We start from the raw sequence: 15,801 nt of genomic DNA, 5'->3' as shown, positions 1-15,801 counted from the left end.
TCGAATTCACCAAAGGGCTGTCTGACACCGACGAACCCGATCTCTGGCAAAAGGATCTGACCGGACAAATCGAAACGTGGATTGAAGTCGGCCAGCCGGAAGAACGGCGCATCGCGAAGGCGAGCGGACGCGCGGATCGGGTGATCGTAATCGCGTACGGCGGCCGCACCTCCGAGATCTGGTGGCAGGGCGTCAAGGCGAAGGTCGAACGTATGCAGAACGTGACAGTCTGGTCGCTCACCGATGGCGTGGCCACAGCGCTCGGCGCGTTGGCGGAACGGACCATGCGGCTTCAATGCACGGTGCAGGACGGCGAGGCGTCGCTGGGCAGCGCGACGGTCGATCCGGTCGCTATCGACTGGACGGTGTTCAAGGGAAAACCGCGTTGACTGAATAACCAGCGTGACCAGGGCCGTCCGCCAATCAGGCTTCCGGCGGCCCTTTCAGTTCGACGAGATTGCCTTCCAGATCGAAGAAATAGAGCGACGGGCCGAAGCCTTCAGCACCGTAGCGACGTGCTTCTTCCCCTATGCGCACACCGTTTTCAAGCAGATGCGCACGCAACGCGGCGGAATCGAACGGTTCCACGCGCAGGCACAGGTGATCCATGTTGTTGCCCGTGCCCGGCGTGCCGCTTTCCAGCCGGTCGATCTTCGCGCCCACCGCCAGCAGGTCGATCAGCGAGCGCCCCGCGCGCATCTGCACCAACCCGATCTCGCGCTGTTCCTTCTCCACCGGACATCCCAGCACCGTCTTGTAAAAGCCGACCATGGCGTCAAGGTTCGTACAGCGAATGACGACGTGATCAATCTCGCGAATGGGTATGTGCATCGCATGTCTCCGTTTTTTTTTGCGTGGTGCCAATCAATGAATTGGCACCGTGGTGCCAATCAATGAATTGGCACAAAAATCAGCTTGAAGTTTAGCAAGTGTTGCGAAACAGCACGGCTATCAAGGCTCCAAAGTGTACAGACGAAAAAAAGCCCGCTCGTTGCGGAGCGGGCTGAATCCATATCAGGAGGAGACATGGAGGAGACAGTTCCGATATTACACAGCCGATAGGAGCGATGCAACACTTATCGTAGTAAAAACCCCTATGGTGATGATGTGTCGCATCTGTGCGTCATTTGTCCATGCGTTCACATCCCCGTCATCCAAGGAAGAAATGACAGAGCAAGATCCGGCGAGTACCTATAGACGTGCGCCTCTAAAGTAGTCACGTACCCTTCGCAAACCGAGGATTGTGATGAAAACCGAACACAGTACCGCTACTTTTTCCAACGATGAAACCCGTTGGAACGCCCTGTTGAGCCGCGATTCAAGCGCCGACGGCGAATTCTTCTATGCCGTTCGTACGACCGGCGTGTTTTGCCGCCCGTCGTGTGCGTCGCGGCAGCCGCGGCGTGACAACGTCGAATTCTTCGATACCCCCAAGCAAGCCGAAGCTGCCGGTTATCGGGCGTGCAAGCGGTGTCAGCCGGGCAGCCTGTCGCGCGAGCTGGCTATTGTGGAGCGGGCGTGCAAGGCGCTCGACGCCGACCCGCAGCAACGCGTGACCCTCGCTGAATTGAGCCGCGCCGTGCATGTCAGTCCGTTTCATTTGCAGCGGCTGTTTTCACGTGTGGTCGGCGTGTCGCCGCGGCAATATCAGGCGGCCCGCCGCGCGGATACATTGCGCGGTGCACTCCAGCGTGGCGACGACGTGACGCGCGCCATGCACGACGCCGGCTTCGGTTCGACGTCGCGTATGTATGAAGCGGCGCCCGCCGAGTTGGGGATGACGCCGTCGACTTATCGACGCAAGGGGGCAGGGTTGGTCGTGCATTTCGCGACGGCGCAAACGGCGCTCGGGATCGTGCTGGTCGCCGCAACGGCCAAGGGCATCTGCAAGATCGCTTTCGGCGATAACCCAGTCGCGCTCGAAGCCGAACTGGCGCATGAGTTGTCGGACGCGGAACGGATCGAGGACAAGGCGCGGCTCGCACCGTTTATCGTGCAAATTGATGCCTATCTGCGCGGCACGCGAGAGCACTTCGACCTTCCGCTCGACATCAGCGCTACGGCTTTCCAGCAGCGGGTATGGGACGCGTTGCAGAGGATTCCGTACGGCCAGACGCGCAGCTATACGGATATCGCCGAAACGCTTGGGTCGCCGCGGGCGGTGCGGGCGGTGGCGAATGCGTGCGCATCGAACCCGGTGGCGCTCGCCATTCCGTGTCATCGCGTGGTGCATAAGGATGGCGCGCTCGCGGGGTATCGATGGGGCACGGCGCGCAAGGTCGCGTTGTTATCGGCGGAAAAAGAGCATCGGGAGGCTGCGCCGCTTGAAACCGCTGGCGCGGAGGATCTGGGTTGATCGCGCGCGGCGGGCTTTCGGCGTCGGGAGCAAATTGAACAGGATACGATGCCGATCAGCATCCTCATTGCCCAATCCTCCCTGCTTTCGAACGCGCCTAAATTGCCACAAACCAAACCGACCCGCCTCCAGCTGCCCTACGTTGAACCCTACGATTGGCCACGCGTCCTGCGATTTTTTGCGGGACGCGCGACGCTTGGCGTCGAAGCGGTGGAGGACGGCTCGTATCGCCGGGCCATTGAGTGGCTCGGCGATTCAGGCACGCTCAGCGTGACAAAGCACGCCAGCAAACCGTGCCTCGTCGCGACATTGGAAGGCGCCGCGAGCCGCCATGCAAAAGCGATCGGCGAGCATCTGACACGCATGTTCGATCTCCGGGCCGACGCCCCCGCCATCGCCGCGCATCTCGCCCGCGATCCGTGGTTCGCGCCGCTGACGCGAGCCGTGCCGGGGCTGCGCGTCCCCGGCGCGTGGTCGGGCTTCGAACTGGTCGTGCGCGCGATAGTCGGCCAGCAGGTCAGCGTGAAAGCGGCATCGACTATTGTGGGAAGGCTGGTCGAACGCGCCGGTACGCCACTCACCGATCATCCGCACGCCGGCACGGCCTGGCGTTTCCCCACGCCCGCCGCGCTGGCTGCGGTCGATCTGGAGAAGATCGGCATGCCGGGCAAACGCGTGGCCGCGTTGCAGGGTTTCGCACGCGAGGTTGCGGCAGGCGCGCTGCCGCTAGACGATCCGAACGCGGACCGCACCGAACTGCGGGCGGCGTTGTTGGCCATGCCGGGTATCGGGCCGTGGACGGTGGAATATGTCGCGATGCGCGCACTACGCGATGCCGACGCATGGCCCGGCACTGACCTGATCCTGATGCAGGCGCTGGTGGCACGCGATCCATCGATGGCAAAGGCGGCAGCGTTGCGCGCCCGGGCTGAGGCGTGGCGGCCGTATCGCGCGTATGCTGCATTGCATGTGTGGAACGAGATCGCCGATCGAGCGGGATCGGCGAAAGGCGGATGATGCGCGGCATCGTTATAGGCATCGCTACATGGGCCCGAAGCGGATCCTGAAACCCGCCCCGCTCACTGCCGCTTACGCAGCCGAACCTCAAACCCCGCATCGTCTATCTAAACCCGCCGCTGCGAACCGGCCCCAAACCGCGCGCCAAACCACTGGAATTCGCGCAAACCCTTATCCGGCAAGGGTTCAAGCACGTCTTACACTGAGATGTTAAAGTGCCCGCTACCCAAAAATCTGGTTCGGCGCATTCTGTTCGGCGCCAGACACGCAACCGTCGCAGCAATGGCAAATACGAATTTCTCATCTCCGTCCAACAGCGCCTTCCAGCGCCGCTTATCCGCGCTGACCAGCGGCCCGCAAGGCGCTGCGTTACGCCAGGGGCTGCGCGGCATCGAGAAGGAAAGCCTGCGGGTGACGCACGACGGGACGCTTGCCACCACGCCGCATCCGCGCACGTTCGGCTCCGCGCTCACGCATCCGCTCATCACCACCGACTACTCCGAAGCGCTGATCGAACTGATCACGCCGGCCGAGCATGACGTCGCGCGCACGCTTGAGCAACTGGACGACTTGCATCGCTTCGCCTATGCGCATCTCGGCAGCGAATTGCTCTGGAACGACTCCATGCCCAACGTGCTTCCCGCCGACCAGGACATCCCTATCGGCTGGTATGGCACATCGAATATCGGCATGTTGAAGCACGTGTACCGGCGCGGCTTATCGCTGCGATACGGCCGCACCATGCAATGTATCGCCGGGATTCACTACAACTACTCGCTGCACGAAGACGTGTGGCGCGCATGGGCCGCGCTCGATAACCGCAGCGCCGTGCCGCTCGTCGATTTCCAGTCCGAACGATACTTCGCGCTGATCCGGAATTTTCGGCGGACAAGCTGGCTGCTGATGTATTTGTTCGGCGCATCGCCGGCGCTCAACGAGCAGTTTTTGCGCGGCCGACTGAATACGCTTGAGACTTTCGACGCCACCACGCGTTATCTGCCGTACGCCACCAGCCTGCGGATGAGCGATCTCGGCTACACGAACAACCCAGCGCAATCCGCGCTGCTGCCAAGCTACGACACGCTCGACGGTTACCTCGACGTGCTCGCGAAAGCGGTCAGCGAGCCGTATCCGGCGTATGAAGCCATGGGCACGCAGCGCGACGGCGAGTGGGTGCAGATCAACACGAACGTGCTGCAGATCGAAAACGAGTTCTACTCGACCATTCGGCCAAAGCGTGTCACGCAACCTGGAGAGCGGCCGTTGCATGCTTTGTCGTCGCGTGGCGTGCAATACATTGAAGTGCGTTGCCTCGATATCGACCCGTTCGAGCCCACCGGGATTTCGCTGGAGACCACGCGTTTCATGGACGCGTATCTGCTGTATTGCGCGATCGAAGACAGCCCGCTTTTGCCGCGCTCCGCCAACACGGAAGCCAACGAAAACTTCGCCCGCATCACGAAGGAAGGCCGCAAGCCCGGCCTGACCCTGGCGCGCGATGGCCGCGAGGTCCCCATGCAAGATTGGGCCGATTCATTGCTCGACGCCATTGAACCGGTCGCGCAGGCGCTCGACGCGCTGCATGGCATTGATGAACACATGACCGCCTTGAAGGCCCAGCGCGCACGATTGGCCGATGTCTCGCTGACACCGTCCGCCCGCGTGTTAGAGACCATGCGCGAGAAGCATCAAAGCTTCAACGAATTTGCGCTGGAACTGAGCGCAAAGCACGCCGATTATTTCCGTGGCCGTCCGCTCAGCGCCCAAGCCGAGCGCGAAATGGCGGCGCTTGCTGCAAAGTCGCTGGACGATCAGGCAAGAATCGAGCGTGAAGAGGTCGGTTCGTTCGATGCATTCGTCGGCGCTTATCGTGCTTACACGTTGAACCGCATTAGCGTCTGAACCGGTAGGCGCGGGCTGCAAAGCAGACGCGCAAGCCGATGCCCGGCAATTCAGCAGCTTTTTCCTCGCCGCACAGCTTCAGCAGCGGCAACCCTTACTTGTTTTGCAACAGTGCGCAACCCGTGGAAACGCTCGCGCGTGGGTCAGGTCTGAAAATAGCGACGTATCAGCTGAACCAGACCAATCAGCGGCCGGCCGGGTTTAATCGGCCGGCCTGGACACACATCAAGTAGAGGAAGAAAAATGAGAAAAGACCTGTTGGGAAGCGCGAGCCTGGCCAAGACGGCGGCGATGAGTACGGTAGTCGCGGCAATCGCTCTGCTGGCCGGCTGCTCGACGACCGGCCAGATAGCAGGTGAAACCATGGAGCAGGCCACGGCGCCGCTTACCTGTACGAACAAGGCCGAATGCGACGCGTGGTGGGCGCGTGCGCAAGTTTGGGTCAGCAACCACTCTGAATACAAGCTGCAGACCGTGACGGATTCGATCATCCAGACCGACGGGCCGTCCGGCGGCAAACGCGCGCTCGCGTACCAGATCACCAAGACGCCGAGCAACGAAGGGACAGCGACGATCGGCTTCGCCGCCCATTGCGACAACATGCTCGGTTGCGAGCCGAATCCGTGGAAGGCGGGCGCGGACTTCAAGCAATTCGTGCGCGGCAGGCCATCGCAGATGGGCACGCCGGGTGGCGCGACGGCGACCGGGAACGCGTTGCCTCCGGTTTCTCCTGCGCCGCCATCACGGCCGATGCCGCAAAACCTTCCAGTACAACCGATGCCGCCTACGCTCCAGAATCAGCCAGGACAATCTGGTCAGGACCTGACGCCGCAGTAGGTTCCCATCGATTGTTGATTGCAGAAGGCCGCGCTCTCGTCAGGAGCGCGGCCTTTTGCTTATGCGATCAGGCAAACGCCCAATCTGCGGGAATACGGCCATCAACGGCGAGAATGTGGCGGCTACATACTAATTAGTGCATCGACAGGCTCGTTACTATCGGTTCGATAGTTAAAACCCTTGCATAGGCATTGTTTTAATCCGCCGAGGCAATGCGTTGTGTCTTCGCCTGTCCGATGTGCTCGCGGCGGCTCAGCCGAGCGCAAACACACGCCGATGGGTCCACCGGAAGTGTCCGGATTGGCGTTGAACACATTCATTGCTTCACCGTGCCCACGATTCTGTGTCGCACGTCTGACCCCGGACGCGACGTGGTCTCTCCAATGCGCAGCGGCCCTCTCCGCTCAAGATGATATTTCCAGAAAGACCCTGTTCTAGCGGGCTAAAAGCCGTAATCAGCGCCTCCACCGCTCCGGCTAAAGGAATTCACGTGACGCTCAGAAGCCGCGTGCGGTTCATCGAAGCACTGGCGGACGCAGTACACAAAACGTCCGCGGTGAAAGTCTCCGAACCAAAACGACGCGCTTGATCCGCCGGACAACGGGTACTCATGCGGCGCAAGCCGCACTCTCGCGACTGAAAAACAACACCGCAAAAATTTGGTAAAGAATGCATCTTGAAAATCGATTGCATAGTCAATATTATTCTAAGCAACGAGTTACGCGCTACGGCGCCACCCGAGACCATGTTCTGACCGACTGAAAGCATCGAGCCATTCGATGCGTAAATGGATTTACCCGATGAACCGCGCTGCCCAAACCACCCTCCTCCTCGGCCGACGCTTCGGCCACTCGATAACCGCCGCCTTGCTGCACGTCCTGCCGCCCAACTTGAGCTCATGGAAGCTGGCGCTATACGTGATCGTGTTCTTGCTGCCGGGTGGATCGTTTGTCGTGTTGGGTGCCGCGTGGTTCGAAAACCGCCGCACGCGTAATGTAGCGGACCCGGCTCCCGCCAAGGCTCCGCTGCTCTGTCGTCCGAAACACTGCGACGCCTGATATCTTCGCCGCCGTTCCTGGCGCGACGGATATGCAACTCACGCAGCGCGTGAGTTGCATATCCGTCGCGTAACCGTTGCGTAATCACCCGTAACTGATTCCGCACGGCGAGTAACACCCAGCTTCCTTTCAAACCGTTACCCTAACGCCTGCCCGACGCCCGCCCTACACGCGCGTTCAGTTACCATTTCGGACCGGTTGCACGAAACGCTTCGCGCCGCATTGCGCTGAAGCACGCGCAACCTCCGACAGGAATCCAGAGCAGATGCCGTTCACCCGAATACCCGTCTTTCCCGCCAAGTCCGCAATCGTCCTCGCACTGGCACTGACCATGGCCGGTTGCGCCGTCGGTCCGAACTACAAGCGCCCTGACACCGCCGTTCCCGCATCGTATAAAGAGGCGCCGGAAGGCTGGAAAGTCGCGCAGCCTTCGGACCGGGTGGATCGTGGAAACTGGTGGGCGATTTATAACGACCCACAGTTGAACGACCTCGAAACGCGGCTGAACGCGTCGAATCAAACTATTGCGCAATTCGCGGCGGCTTATCGGCAATCGCGTGCGCTGGTCTCGGAGGCGCGTTCGGCGTATTTCCCGACCTTGGGGTTATCGGCGTCGGGCTCGCGGGCAGGCTCCTCGAGCCGCTCGACCAGCACGGTGTCGAGTGGCCGTGGGATCAGCAATAACTACGATCTTTCCCTCGATGCATCGTGGGAACCGGATTTGTGGGGCACCGTCAGCCGGACGGTCGGCGCGCAGCGCGCCGGTGAGCAGAGCGCCGCAGCCGATCTCGCCAACGCACGGCTTTCGGCGCAAGGCACGCTCGGGCAAACGTACTTCCAGTTGCGTTCGCTGGACGCGCAGCAAAAGCTCCTCGACGACACCGTCGCCGCCTATCAGCGCACGCTGCAACTCACGCAGAACCAGTACGCGCAAGGCACGGCCGCGCGCTCGGACGTGATCCAGGCGCAGACGCAGTTGCAATCGGCACAAGCATCGGCCATTGATAACGGCGTCGCCCGCGCGCAATTCGAACACGCGATCGCCGTGCTGGTCGGCGAGCCGGCGTCAACGTTCTCTCTCGCGCCATCGCCGCTGGACGCCACGCCGCCCGACATGCCGCTGCAACTGCCGTCTGCCATCCTCGAACGGCGGCCCGATATCGCGTCGGCCGAGCGCAAGGCGGCGCAGGCGAACGAGCAGATCGGCGTGGCCATTGCGGCGTTTTTCCCCACGCTGACGTTGTCGGCAACGGGTGGTTTTCAAAGCTCAATATTCTCGCAATTACTGACCGCGCCGTCGCGCTTCTGGACACTTGGGCCGGATCTTGCAGCCACTATCTTCGATGGCGGTTTGCGGGCCGCCCAGACCGAAGCTGCGCGCGCGTCGTATGACTCGGCCGTGGCGACGTATCGGCTGGCTGTGCTGACCGCATTCCAGGACGTCGAGGACAACCTGGCGTCGCAGAGAATTCTAGCGAACGAAATCGGCATCCAGCAGCAAGCGGTTGCGTCGGCGCAGCAGGCGCTGGCTATTGTGACCAATCAGTACAAGTCGGGCACGGTCGGGTTTATCAACGTGCTCACCGCGCAGACCACGGCGTTCACCGCCGAGCAGAAGCTGGCGAATATCGCCGGGGAGCGGATGGTGTCGTCGGTGGGATTGATCAAGGCGCTCGGCGGCGGCTGGGATACCGCGCAAATGGATCAGGAAACCGGCAGCGCAGTGGCGCCTGAAGCAGCCGCACCGGTTCCGGCGAGCGGCGTCGTGGTGAAGGGGTCGAGCGCTGCGCTGAATCCCAGGCAGAGTTCGTCGACCGTTGCGGCCGAGAGCGGCGATACGGCCAAAGAGTAAGGCGCTGGGGCGAGGATCCCCCGGGTCTTGATGTCCTGGTTGTACACGCCGTTACGGCACGCTCGCGGCCACTCCCCTCTCCATCTCAATGCCCGGTGAACGCGGCCCTGAAAACAGCAGCGAAGCGCCCGGGCTTTATCGAACGAAGGTCAGCTCGACGGTGTCCGGTCCCGTATGCCGTCCGAGCAGGTTCAACAATCCCGCCAGATTTTCCCGAGCCTCGGGTGTGGCCGTCGCCACGCCGTTGAACGCGCTCGATGTCTTCGATACCGTCCCTTGTCCGCTTAGCAATAACGGCCCGGACGACGTCGTCGTCAAGTTGATCGTCCCTGCCTGGCCTTCCGCCTGGAACACCACCCGATACGACCCCAGCGGCTTCACGCGCGACACGCTGGACGCCATGTCGTCGAGCGTCACGATCACCTGCCCGTAGGTGTTGTGTCCCAGCATCCGCCATTCGGTCCACGTCAGCCGCACATTGCCTTCCATGTTGAGCGTATTGAACGGCGCGCCGAGACCCGAGAGGAGGCTCGCCGGCACGGTAATCGCGCCCGGGGAAACCGTCGAACTGGAAAAACCGGCATCGACGAAAACCGAGTCCGGCATGGACTCTGTCTGGCGCATCTCCATGCGCACGTGGCCGGTGAACAAGGGCCAGAAAGCCGTGTGCCACTCGATTCGTCCCGGCAGCAGCGTCGCGCCGTCGGCAGTGCCCACGCCACCGCCGGTCGCCAACATCAGCGTGGCCGAGCCCTTCCACAGCGAACCCGCCGGATCGACGAGATTCACATGGCCGTCCGTCGACTTCGCGAATTGCGGCACGATCCAGGCCGCCGGCAGCATGACGGCCAGCGTCACGACCACCGATATTCCCGCCACCACGAACCACGGCCAAGCCGCGAGAAGCCGCCGCATGCGGTAGTTCATTGCACCTGGGCCGGTTGCAGCGATGTCGTCAGATCCACTTGACCATCGGGTTTGAGCGCCGTGATGTGCGCCTCGCTGACCTGCACCTTGAACTGCTTCCGGGCGTTATCGAGCCACACCGTCCATTCCGGGAACGACGCGTTCTTCAACTGGATCTGCACGCCCGCGCCGACCACCTGGACCTGTGCGGGGGGCATGTTGTTATCGGTAAGCGATTTCGCCAGCGCGTCGCGCAACGCGCCGCCGGTCGGCGTGACGCCCTGCCCGCCACCTGCAAGCGAGCGCGCCTCGTTCGCTTGCGCGGTCATCTGCGCGAGCTGGAGCTGCATTGCGGGCAGCGTGCTGCGAAGCCGCGCGCGGCCTTCATAGGCAGGCGCCCACAGGACCAGATACACCAGAGCAATGGCCGCCACCAGGCCGCCCCACATCAGGATGGTTTTTTCACGCTGGGTGCGTGCGTTCCAGAACTCGCCCCAAGTGTCGATGATGACCTGTTTCATTGGGCGCTCCTGATGGTCCACTTGCCGGTATTACTGTCGATACCACCGGCCAGCCCATTCGCCGCCAACCGTCTCTGCAAGCCAGGATCGACCTTGGTTTCCGGCTTGAAGGTCACTTCCAGCCGCCGATCGTGGTAATCCAGCCCTGCAATTCCGTTCACCGGGATCGGGCCGAGCGCCCGAGCGAGGGCATCGGCGAGGGAGAGGAAATCAGATGGCGACAGTTGTCCCGAAACCAGCCGCAGGCGGTCGAGCTGACGCGACATCTGGTCAGGTGCATCGAGTACGACCGTGGTTTTCGGGAACGTGTTGAGGAGCGTTTCGGTCATCTGCGCGTTGATCGCGTCGCGTTGCCGCGCGAGTTGGAGCCACTGAATATTGATACCGACCATCGATACCACCAGCGCCCCCGCCAGCAGCGCCACCGGCAGTCTCAGGCGCCGCATGGTCGCGCGGTCGAGCCGCCACGGCTGCGCGGCGAACTCGAACTGGCACAGGTCGAAGTGGTTCGCGAGCGCGTTACGTGCAAGGGTTTCGAACGTCAGCGGCTGAGCACCGGGAAACGCAGGCCGCGCCGACGTCATCCGAGGCTCAGCGCCAGGAACGTCGCGCAGGGTGTACAGCGTTGCCGGCTGTGCGCCGGCGAGTGCGCTGAGCGTGGATGTCACGGCATCGGCGGGAATCGCCAGGCCTTCGCCCAACGCCGCGTGCTCGCCGCGCGCAATCGCGATCTCGACACGCGTCGTAGCGCTCTCGGAAGGCCTGAGGGTATCGCCGCCGAGCAAAACCGGGGCAGTCGCCACCACGTCGCCCAGGATGCCCGCGACGAATGGATTCGGGGTATCGGCGACGCTTTCTTGCAAGGGCAGACAGCGCATGGCCGGCACGGCCTTCACATTCCGATGCCCCGCGTTCGCAAACGCCTCGAGCACGAAGCGGAACCAGCCGCGATCGATCACCGCGAGCACACGCCGGCCGCTCGCGAGCGCGACCGGATCGACAGCGATATGGCACGTCTGCGGATCCTGGATCAGCTGATCCTCGACCACGTTGGGCAAGGCCTGACGCAAGCGCGGACCTTTCAGCGGCGGCATTTGCGCCGCCGTCAGCAACAGGTCGCGCGCAGCGACAATCAGCACCGTCGCGCTCGCGCGCGGCAGCAGCGAAAGCGCGGCGCGGCCAGCCCGCTGCGTGACGTTGCGCTTGTCGAGCAGCAGAAACGGCAGCTCCGGCAAATTCCACTCTTCGGAGCGCACCGCCGGATCACGCGGCGGCAGTAGGACGATCAATGTGCTCAAAGGCCGCTCTCTAGTTTTCTGTATCGAAAGTTATTTACTGTACTGCGCGTACTGCGACATCGTTCCGATGAAACCCGTCCAAACGCATCAAAGCTGGTCGCGCACATAGACAATACGCGTGGTATGCGTCGCCGGATCGCGATACAGCAAGGTTGTCCGGTCGACTTCCGCCCGTTCGTGCTGCACGCGGCCGTGGATCAGGAAATACTTGGTGGTGACGTCCATCTGGTTTGGATCGATGTTGGCCGTTGGCGCGCCCGCGCCGGTCAGCGCGAGCTGCACGTTGCCGACATCGTGGAAAAACACGGTCTCGCGGCGCGCCACAAACGCCTGTGCCTGTGACAGCGACATGCCGGGCACCGTCGCGGCAATCACCTCGGCCGTCGCGGTATTCATGTTCACCGATGTCGTGGTCGGCAGCACCGTCACGAATGGCCGCAATTTCTCTACGGCTTCCGGCGAAAAACCGGGGACATCGAGCAACGACTCCACGTTGATCATCTGCAGCGGCGCAACGGGTGCGCTGCTGTCTGCATCGGCGAGGCCGGGGTCGTCCGTGAAATTGCCGCCGCCCGTTCCCCCGCCCTGCGCGATCGCGGCAATCGTGGAGGCAGGCGAGGCCGCGGCGGCGGTGGTCGACTGCGTCTGGAACCGCGTCGCCGACTGCGCCAGCCCGGCCCGGATCTGCAGCGCGACGGTCTTCGCCAACGACGCATCGAGCCCGAGCAGCGTCAGCAGCCGCTGGAACGACGCGATTTCCTGCACATTGATGGTCAGCAGGCCGGGTGTCGGCGTGGAGACCAGGTTGCGCAGGTTGAACTTGGCCTGCGCATCTTCAATCGATCCCGACAGATACGTGGACGCGCCCTGCTGCGCCCGCACATCGCCAATTTGGCCGAGAAAGTCCGACAGCCGGGTCTTAGCGATCGGCACGCCCCACACGCCGCCGAGATAGGTGACGTTCGGCGCGGAATCGGCTTCGGAACGCAGGATCAACCGGGTCCAGTCGAGCGCGCTGCGCGAAATCCATTGCGCCTGCGCGAGCAGCCGCTGGTTCTCGATACGGCGGACCTGCACTTGCTGGCGCCACAACAAACCTGACACGATGATTGCCGACAACGCCACGACCAGCAGCGCGCTGATGATCGCGACACCGCGCTGTTGTAAATGCCTGGAAGGCCTCGATAACCTGAGCCGTTTCGCCTGAACCGATGAAGAACGCATGGTCATTCTCCGATCAGGAACACACGCGTGATCGGCAGCGCCAGATTGTGCGCGCCGACCGCGATCTGAATGCCCGTCACCGCGCGCGGCAACGGCGCGTTGCCGAGCTGCGGCACTTTCAGGTTGTTATCGTTCTGCGTGATTTGCGCCGTCACGTCGTCCATGCGCATCGTCCAGCCGGTTTTGGGCACGTAAGCGCGCGTGGCGAAGGTCGAGACGCCGCCCATCAGCGGTATCGCGGTCCAGCCATCGGAGTTGTCCGACGCCGATAGCGCCCGCCGTACTTCACCCACGTTGCCAAGCGGCGGCGATGCAAAACGCACCACCCGGCCGCCGTCGGTCAAGCGGTAGCGCACGACCTGCAAGCGCGGCGCTACACCTTGTGCATAGACACCGCGAACAATCTGCAGCGCATTCCGGCCGATAGCGACCGCGGCCTGGCCGGCTTCATCGTCCGTGGCGGCCTGGCGGGCGTCGATGCGCATCTGGTCGAACAACTGCGCCACCACGCGCTCATCTTCCATCGCGTTCGTGATGGTCGTGCGGCCGCGCATGATCTGATCGAGGCCGCGCCACGACAGCACCGCGATCACCGCGAGGATCGCGATGGCGACCAGCATCTCGATCAGCGTAAAGCCACGAGTGCCACGATGGCTACGAGCGCGGCGAACGTCGCGCCTAGAGCGAACGGCTGGTTTCATTCGCCACCACCATGACCATTTGCGCGAGATTGCCGGAGATTCCTGGCGACTCCACGATGACTTCCACGCGCCGGAAAATCGGATTCGGCGTGCTCGACACGCGGTCGGTGCAAATCAGCTTGAGATTGCCCTGCGAGCAATCGAACGTGCGCGTTCCGATGTCCGGCCACGTATGCGTGAGACGCAATCGCGCGAGTTCGTTATCGGCGCTCCAGCCCGCCAGCAGCCGCCGATGCAAATCCGCCTCGCCGGTGGCAAGCGCGCCCACCGCGCGCAGCGACGCCGCCAGCGCCACCGCGATAATCGCCAGCGCGACGAGCACTTCGATCATGGTGAAACCGCGCGAGCGCTTGGAGTTAGGGTCAAAGGAGGACGTTGACGTAATTGGCATCAGCGCACCTGATAACGGCCGTTGCCGGTACCCACGATTGTCACGCTGCCCGATGCCGAGACGAGCGTCACCTCCATCGGGGTGTCGATAGCTTCAGTGCCGAACACCACCCGCGCCGCCGATTGATCCGTACCCACATACTGGATCGTCACACCCGTCACGCCGCCTTCCCAGCGGCGCGGGCGCAGCAGGTCGTCGCGCAACGGACGCCAACCGTCTTCCGTGCGCATATCGAAGCGAAAACCGCCGTCGAGCGGCTGCCACGCAATAGGCCTTGCCCGCACTTGCGCTTCGTCGCCGGCGGATTCGAACAGGAGCGCAAGACGCTGCGCTTCCTCGTTCAGGTCCGTGCGCGGATTGCGCGTGAGCTTCACCGACGCCAGCGACACCAGCAATCCCGCGATCACCAGCACCACCAGCATTTCCAGCAGCGTAAAGCCGGCCTGCCGCCGCACCTTCGCGCGGCGCGGCGCCTCGGGTGCTGAACAGTCCGGCTTGTGCTGCATGTTCACGTCGATTAGCTTCTGTTAAAGAGCAGCAAGGAGAGGCTAAAAAAACCTATTGCCACGAGCCGATATCGGCGTCATTACCCTCGCCACCCGGCCTGCTGTCGGCGCCATAGCTGAATACGTCCACTTCGCCATGCACGCCCGGGTTCAGGTACTGATATTCCTTGCCCCATGGATCGACTGGAACGCGATCCATATAACCGCCGCCTTTCCAGTTGTTCGGGATCGGTTCAGTGGTCGGCTTTTCGACCAGCGCGCGCAGCCCCTGCTCCTGCGTCGGATAGCGGCCGTTATCGAGTCGATAAAGATTCAACGACTGCATGACCGAACCAATATCCGCCTTCGCCGCCACGCGACGCGCTTCGTCCGGGCGGCTCATGATCTTGGGCACGATCAACGCGGCGAGAATGCCGAGAATCGCGATCACGACCATGATTTCGATCAGCGTAAAACCGCGCTGGCGACGCGATTGCTGCGTACCTTGCGCCATCTGGAGTTCGTAGCGGCGCTTCATCCACATTTGCATGACTTGATCTTCCTTTCCAATTGATTCGTAACAGCCCTCAGGCCCGACACGATGTTCGATGCCCGTCCGCCGCCCTTATTCGGACCATGAACCATTCATCGGAACAATCAACGATCGTTGCGGGCAGGCAAGCATTCTATAGGTCCGGTTGCGCGGATTTCACTTCGTAAGCGTCGCCTCGCCCGATCCGTTTGATCCTGGACGGCTTCAGCGCACATAAATGGTTGGGCCGGGCGCGTTCGGCGGCAGGAATATTTCAGAGCGCTTGCCCTTTCTATCGATGATGATCGAGCGCGAGCGAACTTCCTTGATCGTCACGCCCGGCGTCAGCGGCCCGCCCAGCGAGATGGCGCGCGCCGGTTCGCCGCCGTAACTTACGATCGCCGCCGCGCCGTGCTGCAGCGCGAGGATCCCGAACAAGTGCACGTCCTGGTTCTCCTGATGCTGCAACTGCCCGCCGAACAACGTGGCCGCCTGTTCCACCGACGGCGCGCGCCCCGCCGCCGCCGCGGGCAACGGCGCGCTCTGGTGAGTCGTCAGCGTGATCACCCACCACGTCAGCGTCGCGCAGAAAATGGCGAGCGCGATAAGCGATAGCAGGCGGGTCTGGAATGCATTCATGGGATGGGCTTCTTCACTGCACCAGATTATTCAATTCGATGATCGGCAGCATCACCGCCAGCACGATCACCAGCACGACGCC

General features: G+C 62.6%; 17 protein-coding genes. 7 read left to right on the top strand and 10 right to left on the bottom strand.

What is annotated here, in order from left to right; genetic code table 11:
* Positions 1 to 389: YaeQ family protein (locus JWR14_RS22015; RefSeq protein WP_299711468.1), on the top strand; the 389-nt coding region annotated here is incomplete at its 5' end.
* Positions 390 to 423: 34 nt separating this feature from the next.
* On the opposite strand, the gene JWR14_RS22010 is transcribed toward JWR14_RS22015, so the two are convergent.
* Positions 424 to 831 (bottom strand): VOC family protein, encoded by a 408-nt coding sequence (locus JWR14_RS22010; RefSeq protein WP_299711465.1) that lies wholly within the window; start codon positions 829 to 831, stop codon positions 424 to 426.
* Positions 832 to 1,246: 415 nt separating this feature from the next.
* Here JWR14_RS22010 and ada point away from each other — a divergent pair, with 415 nt between their 5' ends.
* The 6 genes from ada (at position 1,247) to JWR14_RS21980 (ending at position 9,022) form a co-directional block, all read left to right on the top strand.
* Entirely contained in the window at positions 1,247 to 2,356 is a 1,110-nt protein-coding gene (gene ada, locus JWR14_RS22005; protein WP_299711463.1) for a bifunctional DNA-binding transcriptional regulator/O6-methylguanine-DNA methyltransferase Ada, read from the top strand.
* A gap of 48 nt (positions 2,357 to 2,404) precedes the next feature.
* Complete coding sequence (locus JWR14_RS22000) at positions 2,405 to 3,373, top strand: AlkA N-terminal domain-containing protein (protein WP_299711460.1); 969 nt, start codon at positions 2,405 to 2,407, stop codon at positions 3,371 to 3,373.
* Between the two features lie 282 nt (positions 3,374 to 3,655).
* Entirely contained in the window at positions 3,656 to 5,275 is a 1,620-nt protein-coding gene (gene gshA / locus JWR14_RS21995; protein ID WP_299711457.1) for a glutamate--cysteine ligase, read from the top strand.
* Between the two features lie 243 nt (positions 5,276 to 5,518).
* On the top strand, positions 5,519 to 6,112 hold the full coding sequence (locus tag JWR14_RS21990; protein ID WP_299711454.1) for a hypothetical protein: 594 nt from the start codon (positions 5,519 to 5,521) through the stop codon (positions 6,110 to 6,112).
* 800 nt (positions 6,113 to 6,912) lie between these two features.
* Positions 6,913 to 7,170 (top strand): hypothetical protein, encoded by a 258-nt coding sequence (locus JWR14_RS21985; protein ID WP_299711451.1) that lies wholly within the window; start codon positions 6,913 to 6,915, stop codon positions 7,168 to 7,170.
* 265 nt (positions 7,171 to 7,435) lie between these two features.
* On the top strand, positions 7,436 to 9,022 hold the full coding sequence (locus tag JWR14_RS21980) for an efflux transporter outer membrane subunit (protein ID WP_299711448.1): 1,587 nt from the start codon (positions 7,436 to 7,438) through the stop codon (positions 9,020 to 9,022).
* Between the two features lie 135 nt (positions 9,023 to 9,157).
* Here JWR14_RS21980 and JWR14_RS21975 read toward each other — a convergent pair whose 3' ends face one another.
* From JWR14_RS21975 to JWR14_RS21935, 9 genes are all read right to left on the bottom strand, one after another.
* On the bottom strand, positions 9,158 to 9,949 hold the full coding sequence (locus tag JWR14_RS21975; protein ID WP_299711445.1) for a type II secretion system protein N: 792 nt from the start codon (positions 9,947 to 9,949) through the stop codon (positions 9,158 to 9,160).
* The gene (locus JWR14_RS21970; RefSeq protein WP_299711442.1) at positions 9,946 to 10,449 is read right to left on the bottom strand and encodes a type II secretion system protein M; all 504 of its coding nucleotides are present in this window, start codon (positions 10,447 to 10,449) and stop codon (positions 9,946 to 9,948) included. Before JWR14_RS21970 ends, JWR14_RS21975 begins: the two co-directional genes overlap by 4 nt.
* Complete coding sequence (gene gspL / locus JWR14_RS21965) at positions 10,446 to 11,747, bottom strand: type II secretion system protein GspL (RefSeq protein WP_299711439.1); 1,302 nt, start codon at positions 11,745 to 11,747, stop codon at positions 10,446 to 10,448. Before gspL ends, JWR14_RS21970 begins: the two co-directional genes overlap by 4 nt.
* A gap of 87 nt (positions 11,748 to 11,834) precedes the next feature.
* The gene (gene gspK / locus JWR14_RS21960) at positions 11,835 to 12,971 is read right to left on the bottom strand and encodes a type II secretion system minor pseudopilin GspK (protein ID WP_299711436.1); all 1,137 of its coding nucleotides are present in this window, start codon (positions 12,969 to 12,971) and stop codon (positions 11,835 to 11,837) included.
* A 2-nt stretch (positions 12,972 to 12,973) separates the two neighbouring features.
* Entirely contained in the window at positions 12,974 to 13,672 is a 699-nt protein-coding gene (locus JWR14_RS21955) for a prepilin-type N-terminal cleavage/methylation domain-containing protein (RefSeq protein WP_299711433.1), read from the bottom strand.
* The gene (gene gspI / locus JWR14_RS21950) at positions 13,650 to 14,063 is read right to left on the bottom strand and encodes a type II secretion system minor pseudopilin GspI (protein WP_299711430.1); all 414 of its coding nucleotides are present in this window, start codon (positions 14,061 to 14,063) and stop codon (positions 13,650 to 13,652) included. The genes JWR14_RS21955 and gspI overlap by 23 nt, the downstream gene beginning before the upstream one ends.
* Positions 14,063 to 14,569, bottom strand: a complete 507-nt coding sequence (locus JWR14_RS21945; RefSeq protein ID WP_299711427.1) for a GspH/FimT family pseudopilin — start codon at positions 14,567 to 14,569, stop codon at positions 14,063 to 14,065. The genes gspI and JWR14_RS21945 overlap by 1 nt, the downstream gene beginning before the upstream one ends.
* A gap of 52 nt (positions 14,570 to 14,621) precedes the next feature.
* Positions 14,622 to 15,062 carry a type II secretion system major pseudopilin GspG gene (gene gspG / locus JWR14_RS21940; protein WP_277033372.1) on the bottom strand — a complete coding sequence of 147 codons (441 nt, stop codon included), beginning with the start codon at positions 15,060 to 15,062 and terminating at the stop codon, positions 14,622 to 14,624.
* Positions 15,063 to 15,305: 243 nt separating this feature from the next.
* A complete protein-coding gene (locus JWR14_RS21935; protein WP_277033370.1) occupies positions 15,306 to 15,719 on the bottom strand; it encodes a type II secretion system protein N in 414 nt (137 codons plus the stop codon).
* Positions 15,720 to 15,801: the final 82 nt, after the last annotated feature.

This window comes from Caballeronia sp., from assembly GCF_028292365.1.
In the GTDB taxonomy this organism is placed as follows: domain Bacteria; phylum Pseudomonadota; class Gammaproteobacteria; order Burkholderiales; family Burkholderiaceae; genus Caballeronia.
This window is presented reverse-complemented; position numbering and strand designations above follow the sequence as displayed.

Coding starts and splice junctions, on each gene's coding strand:
- JWR14_RS22010 (WP_299711465.1), bottom strand. CDS start 831: ATGCACATACCCATTCGCGAGATTGATCACGTCGTCATTCGCTGTACG.
- ada (WP_299711463.1), top strand. CDS start 1,247: ATGAAAACCGAACACAGTACCGCTACTTTTTCCAACGATGAAACCCGT.
- JWR14_RS22000 (WP_299711460.1), top strand. CDS start 2,405: ATGCCGATCAGCATCCTCATTGCCCAATCCTCCCTGCTTTCGAACGCG.
- gshA (WP_299711457.1), top strand. CDS start 3,656: ATGGCAAATACGAATTTCTCATCTCCGTCCAACAGCGCCTTCCAGCGC.
- JWR14_RS21990 (WP_299711454.1), top strand. CDS start 5,519: ATGAGAAAAGACCTGTTGGGAAGCGCGAGCCTGGCCAAGACGGCGGCG.
- JWR14_RS21985 (WP_299711451.1), top strand. CDS start 6,913: ATGAACCGCGCTGCCCAAACCACCCTCCTCCTCGGCCGACGCTTCGGC.
- JWR14_RS21980 (WP_299711448.1), top strand. CDS start 7,436: ATGCCGTTCACCCGAATACCCGTCTTTCCCGCCAAGTCCGCAATCGTC.
- JWR14_RS21975 (WP_299711445.1), bottom strand. CDS start 9,949: ATGAACTACCGCATGCGGCGGCTTCTCGCGGCTTGGCCGTGGTTCGTG.
- JWR14_RS21970 (WP_299711442.1), bottom strand. CDS start 10,449: ATGAAACAGGTCATCATCGACACTTGGGGCGAGTTCTGGAACGCACGC.
- gspK (WP_299711436.1), bottom strand. CDS start 12,971: ATGCGTTCTTCATCGGTTCAGGCGAAACGGCTCAGGTTATCGAGGCCT.
- JWR14_RS21955 (WP_299711433.1), bottom strand. CDS start 13,672: ATGAAACCAGCCGTTCGCTCTAGGCGCGACGTTCGCCGCGCTCGTAGC.
- gspI (WP_299711430.1), bottom strand. CDS start 14,063: ATGCCAATTACGTCAACGTCCTCCTTTGACCCTAACTCCAAGCGCTCG.
- JWR14_RS21945 (WP_299711427.1), bottom strand. CDS start 14,569: ATGCAGCACAAGCCGGACTGTTCAGCACCCGAGGCGCCGCGCCGCGCG.
- gspG (WP_277033372.1), bottom strand. CDS start 15,062: ATGGCGCAAGGTACGCAGCAATCGCGTCGCCAGCGCGGTTTTACGCTG.
- JWR14_RS21935 (WP_277033370.1), bottom strand. CDS start 15,719: ATGAATGCATTCCAGACCCGCCTGCTATCGCTTATCGCGCTCGCCATT.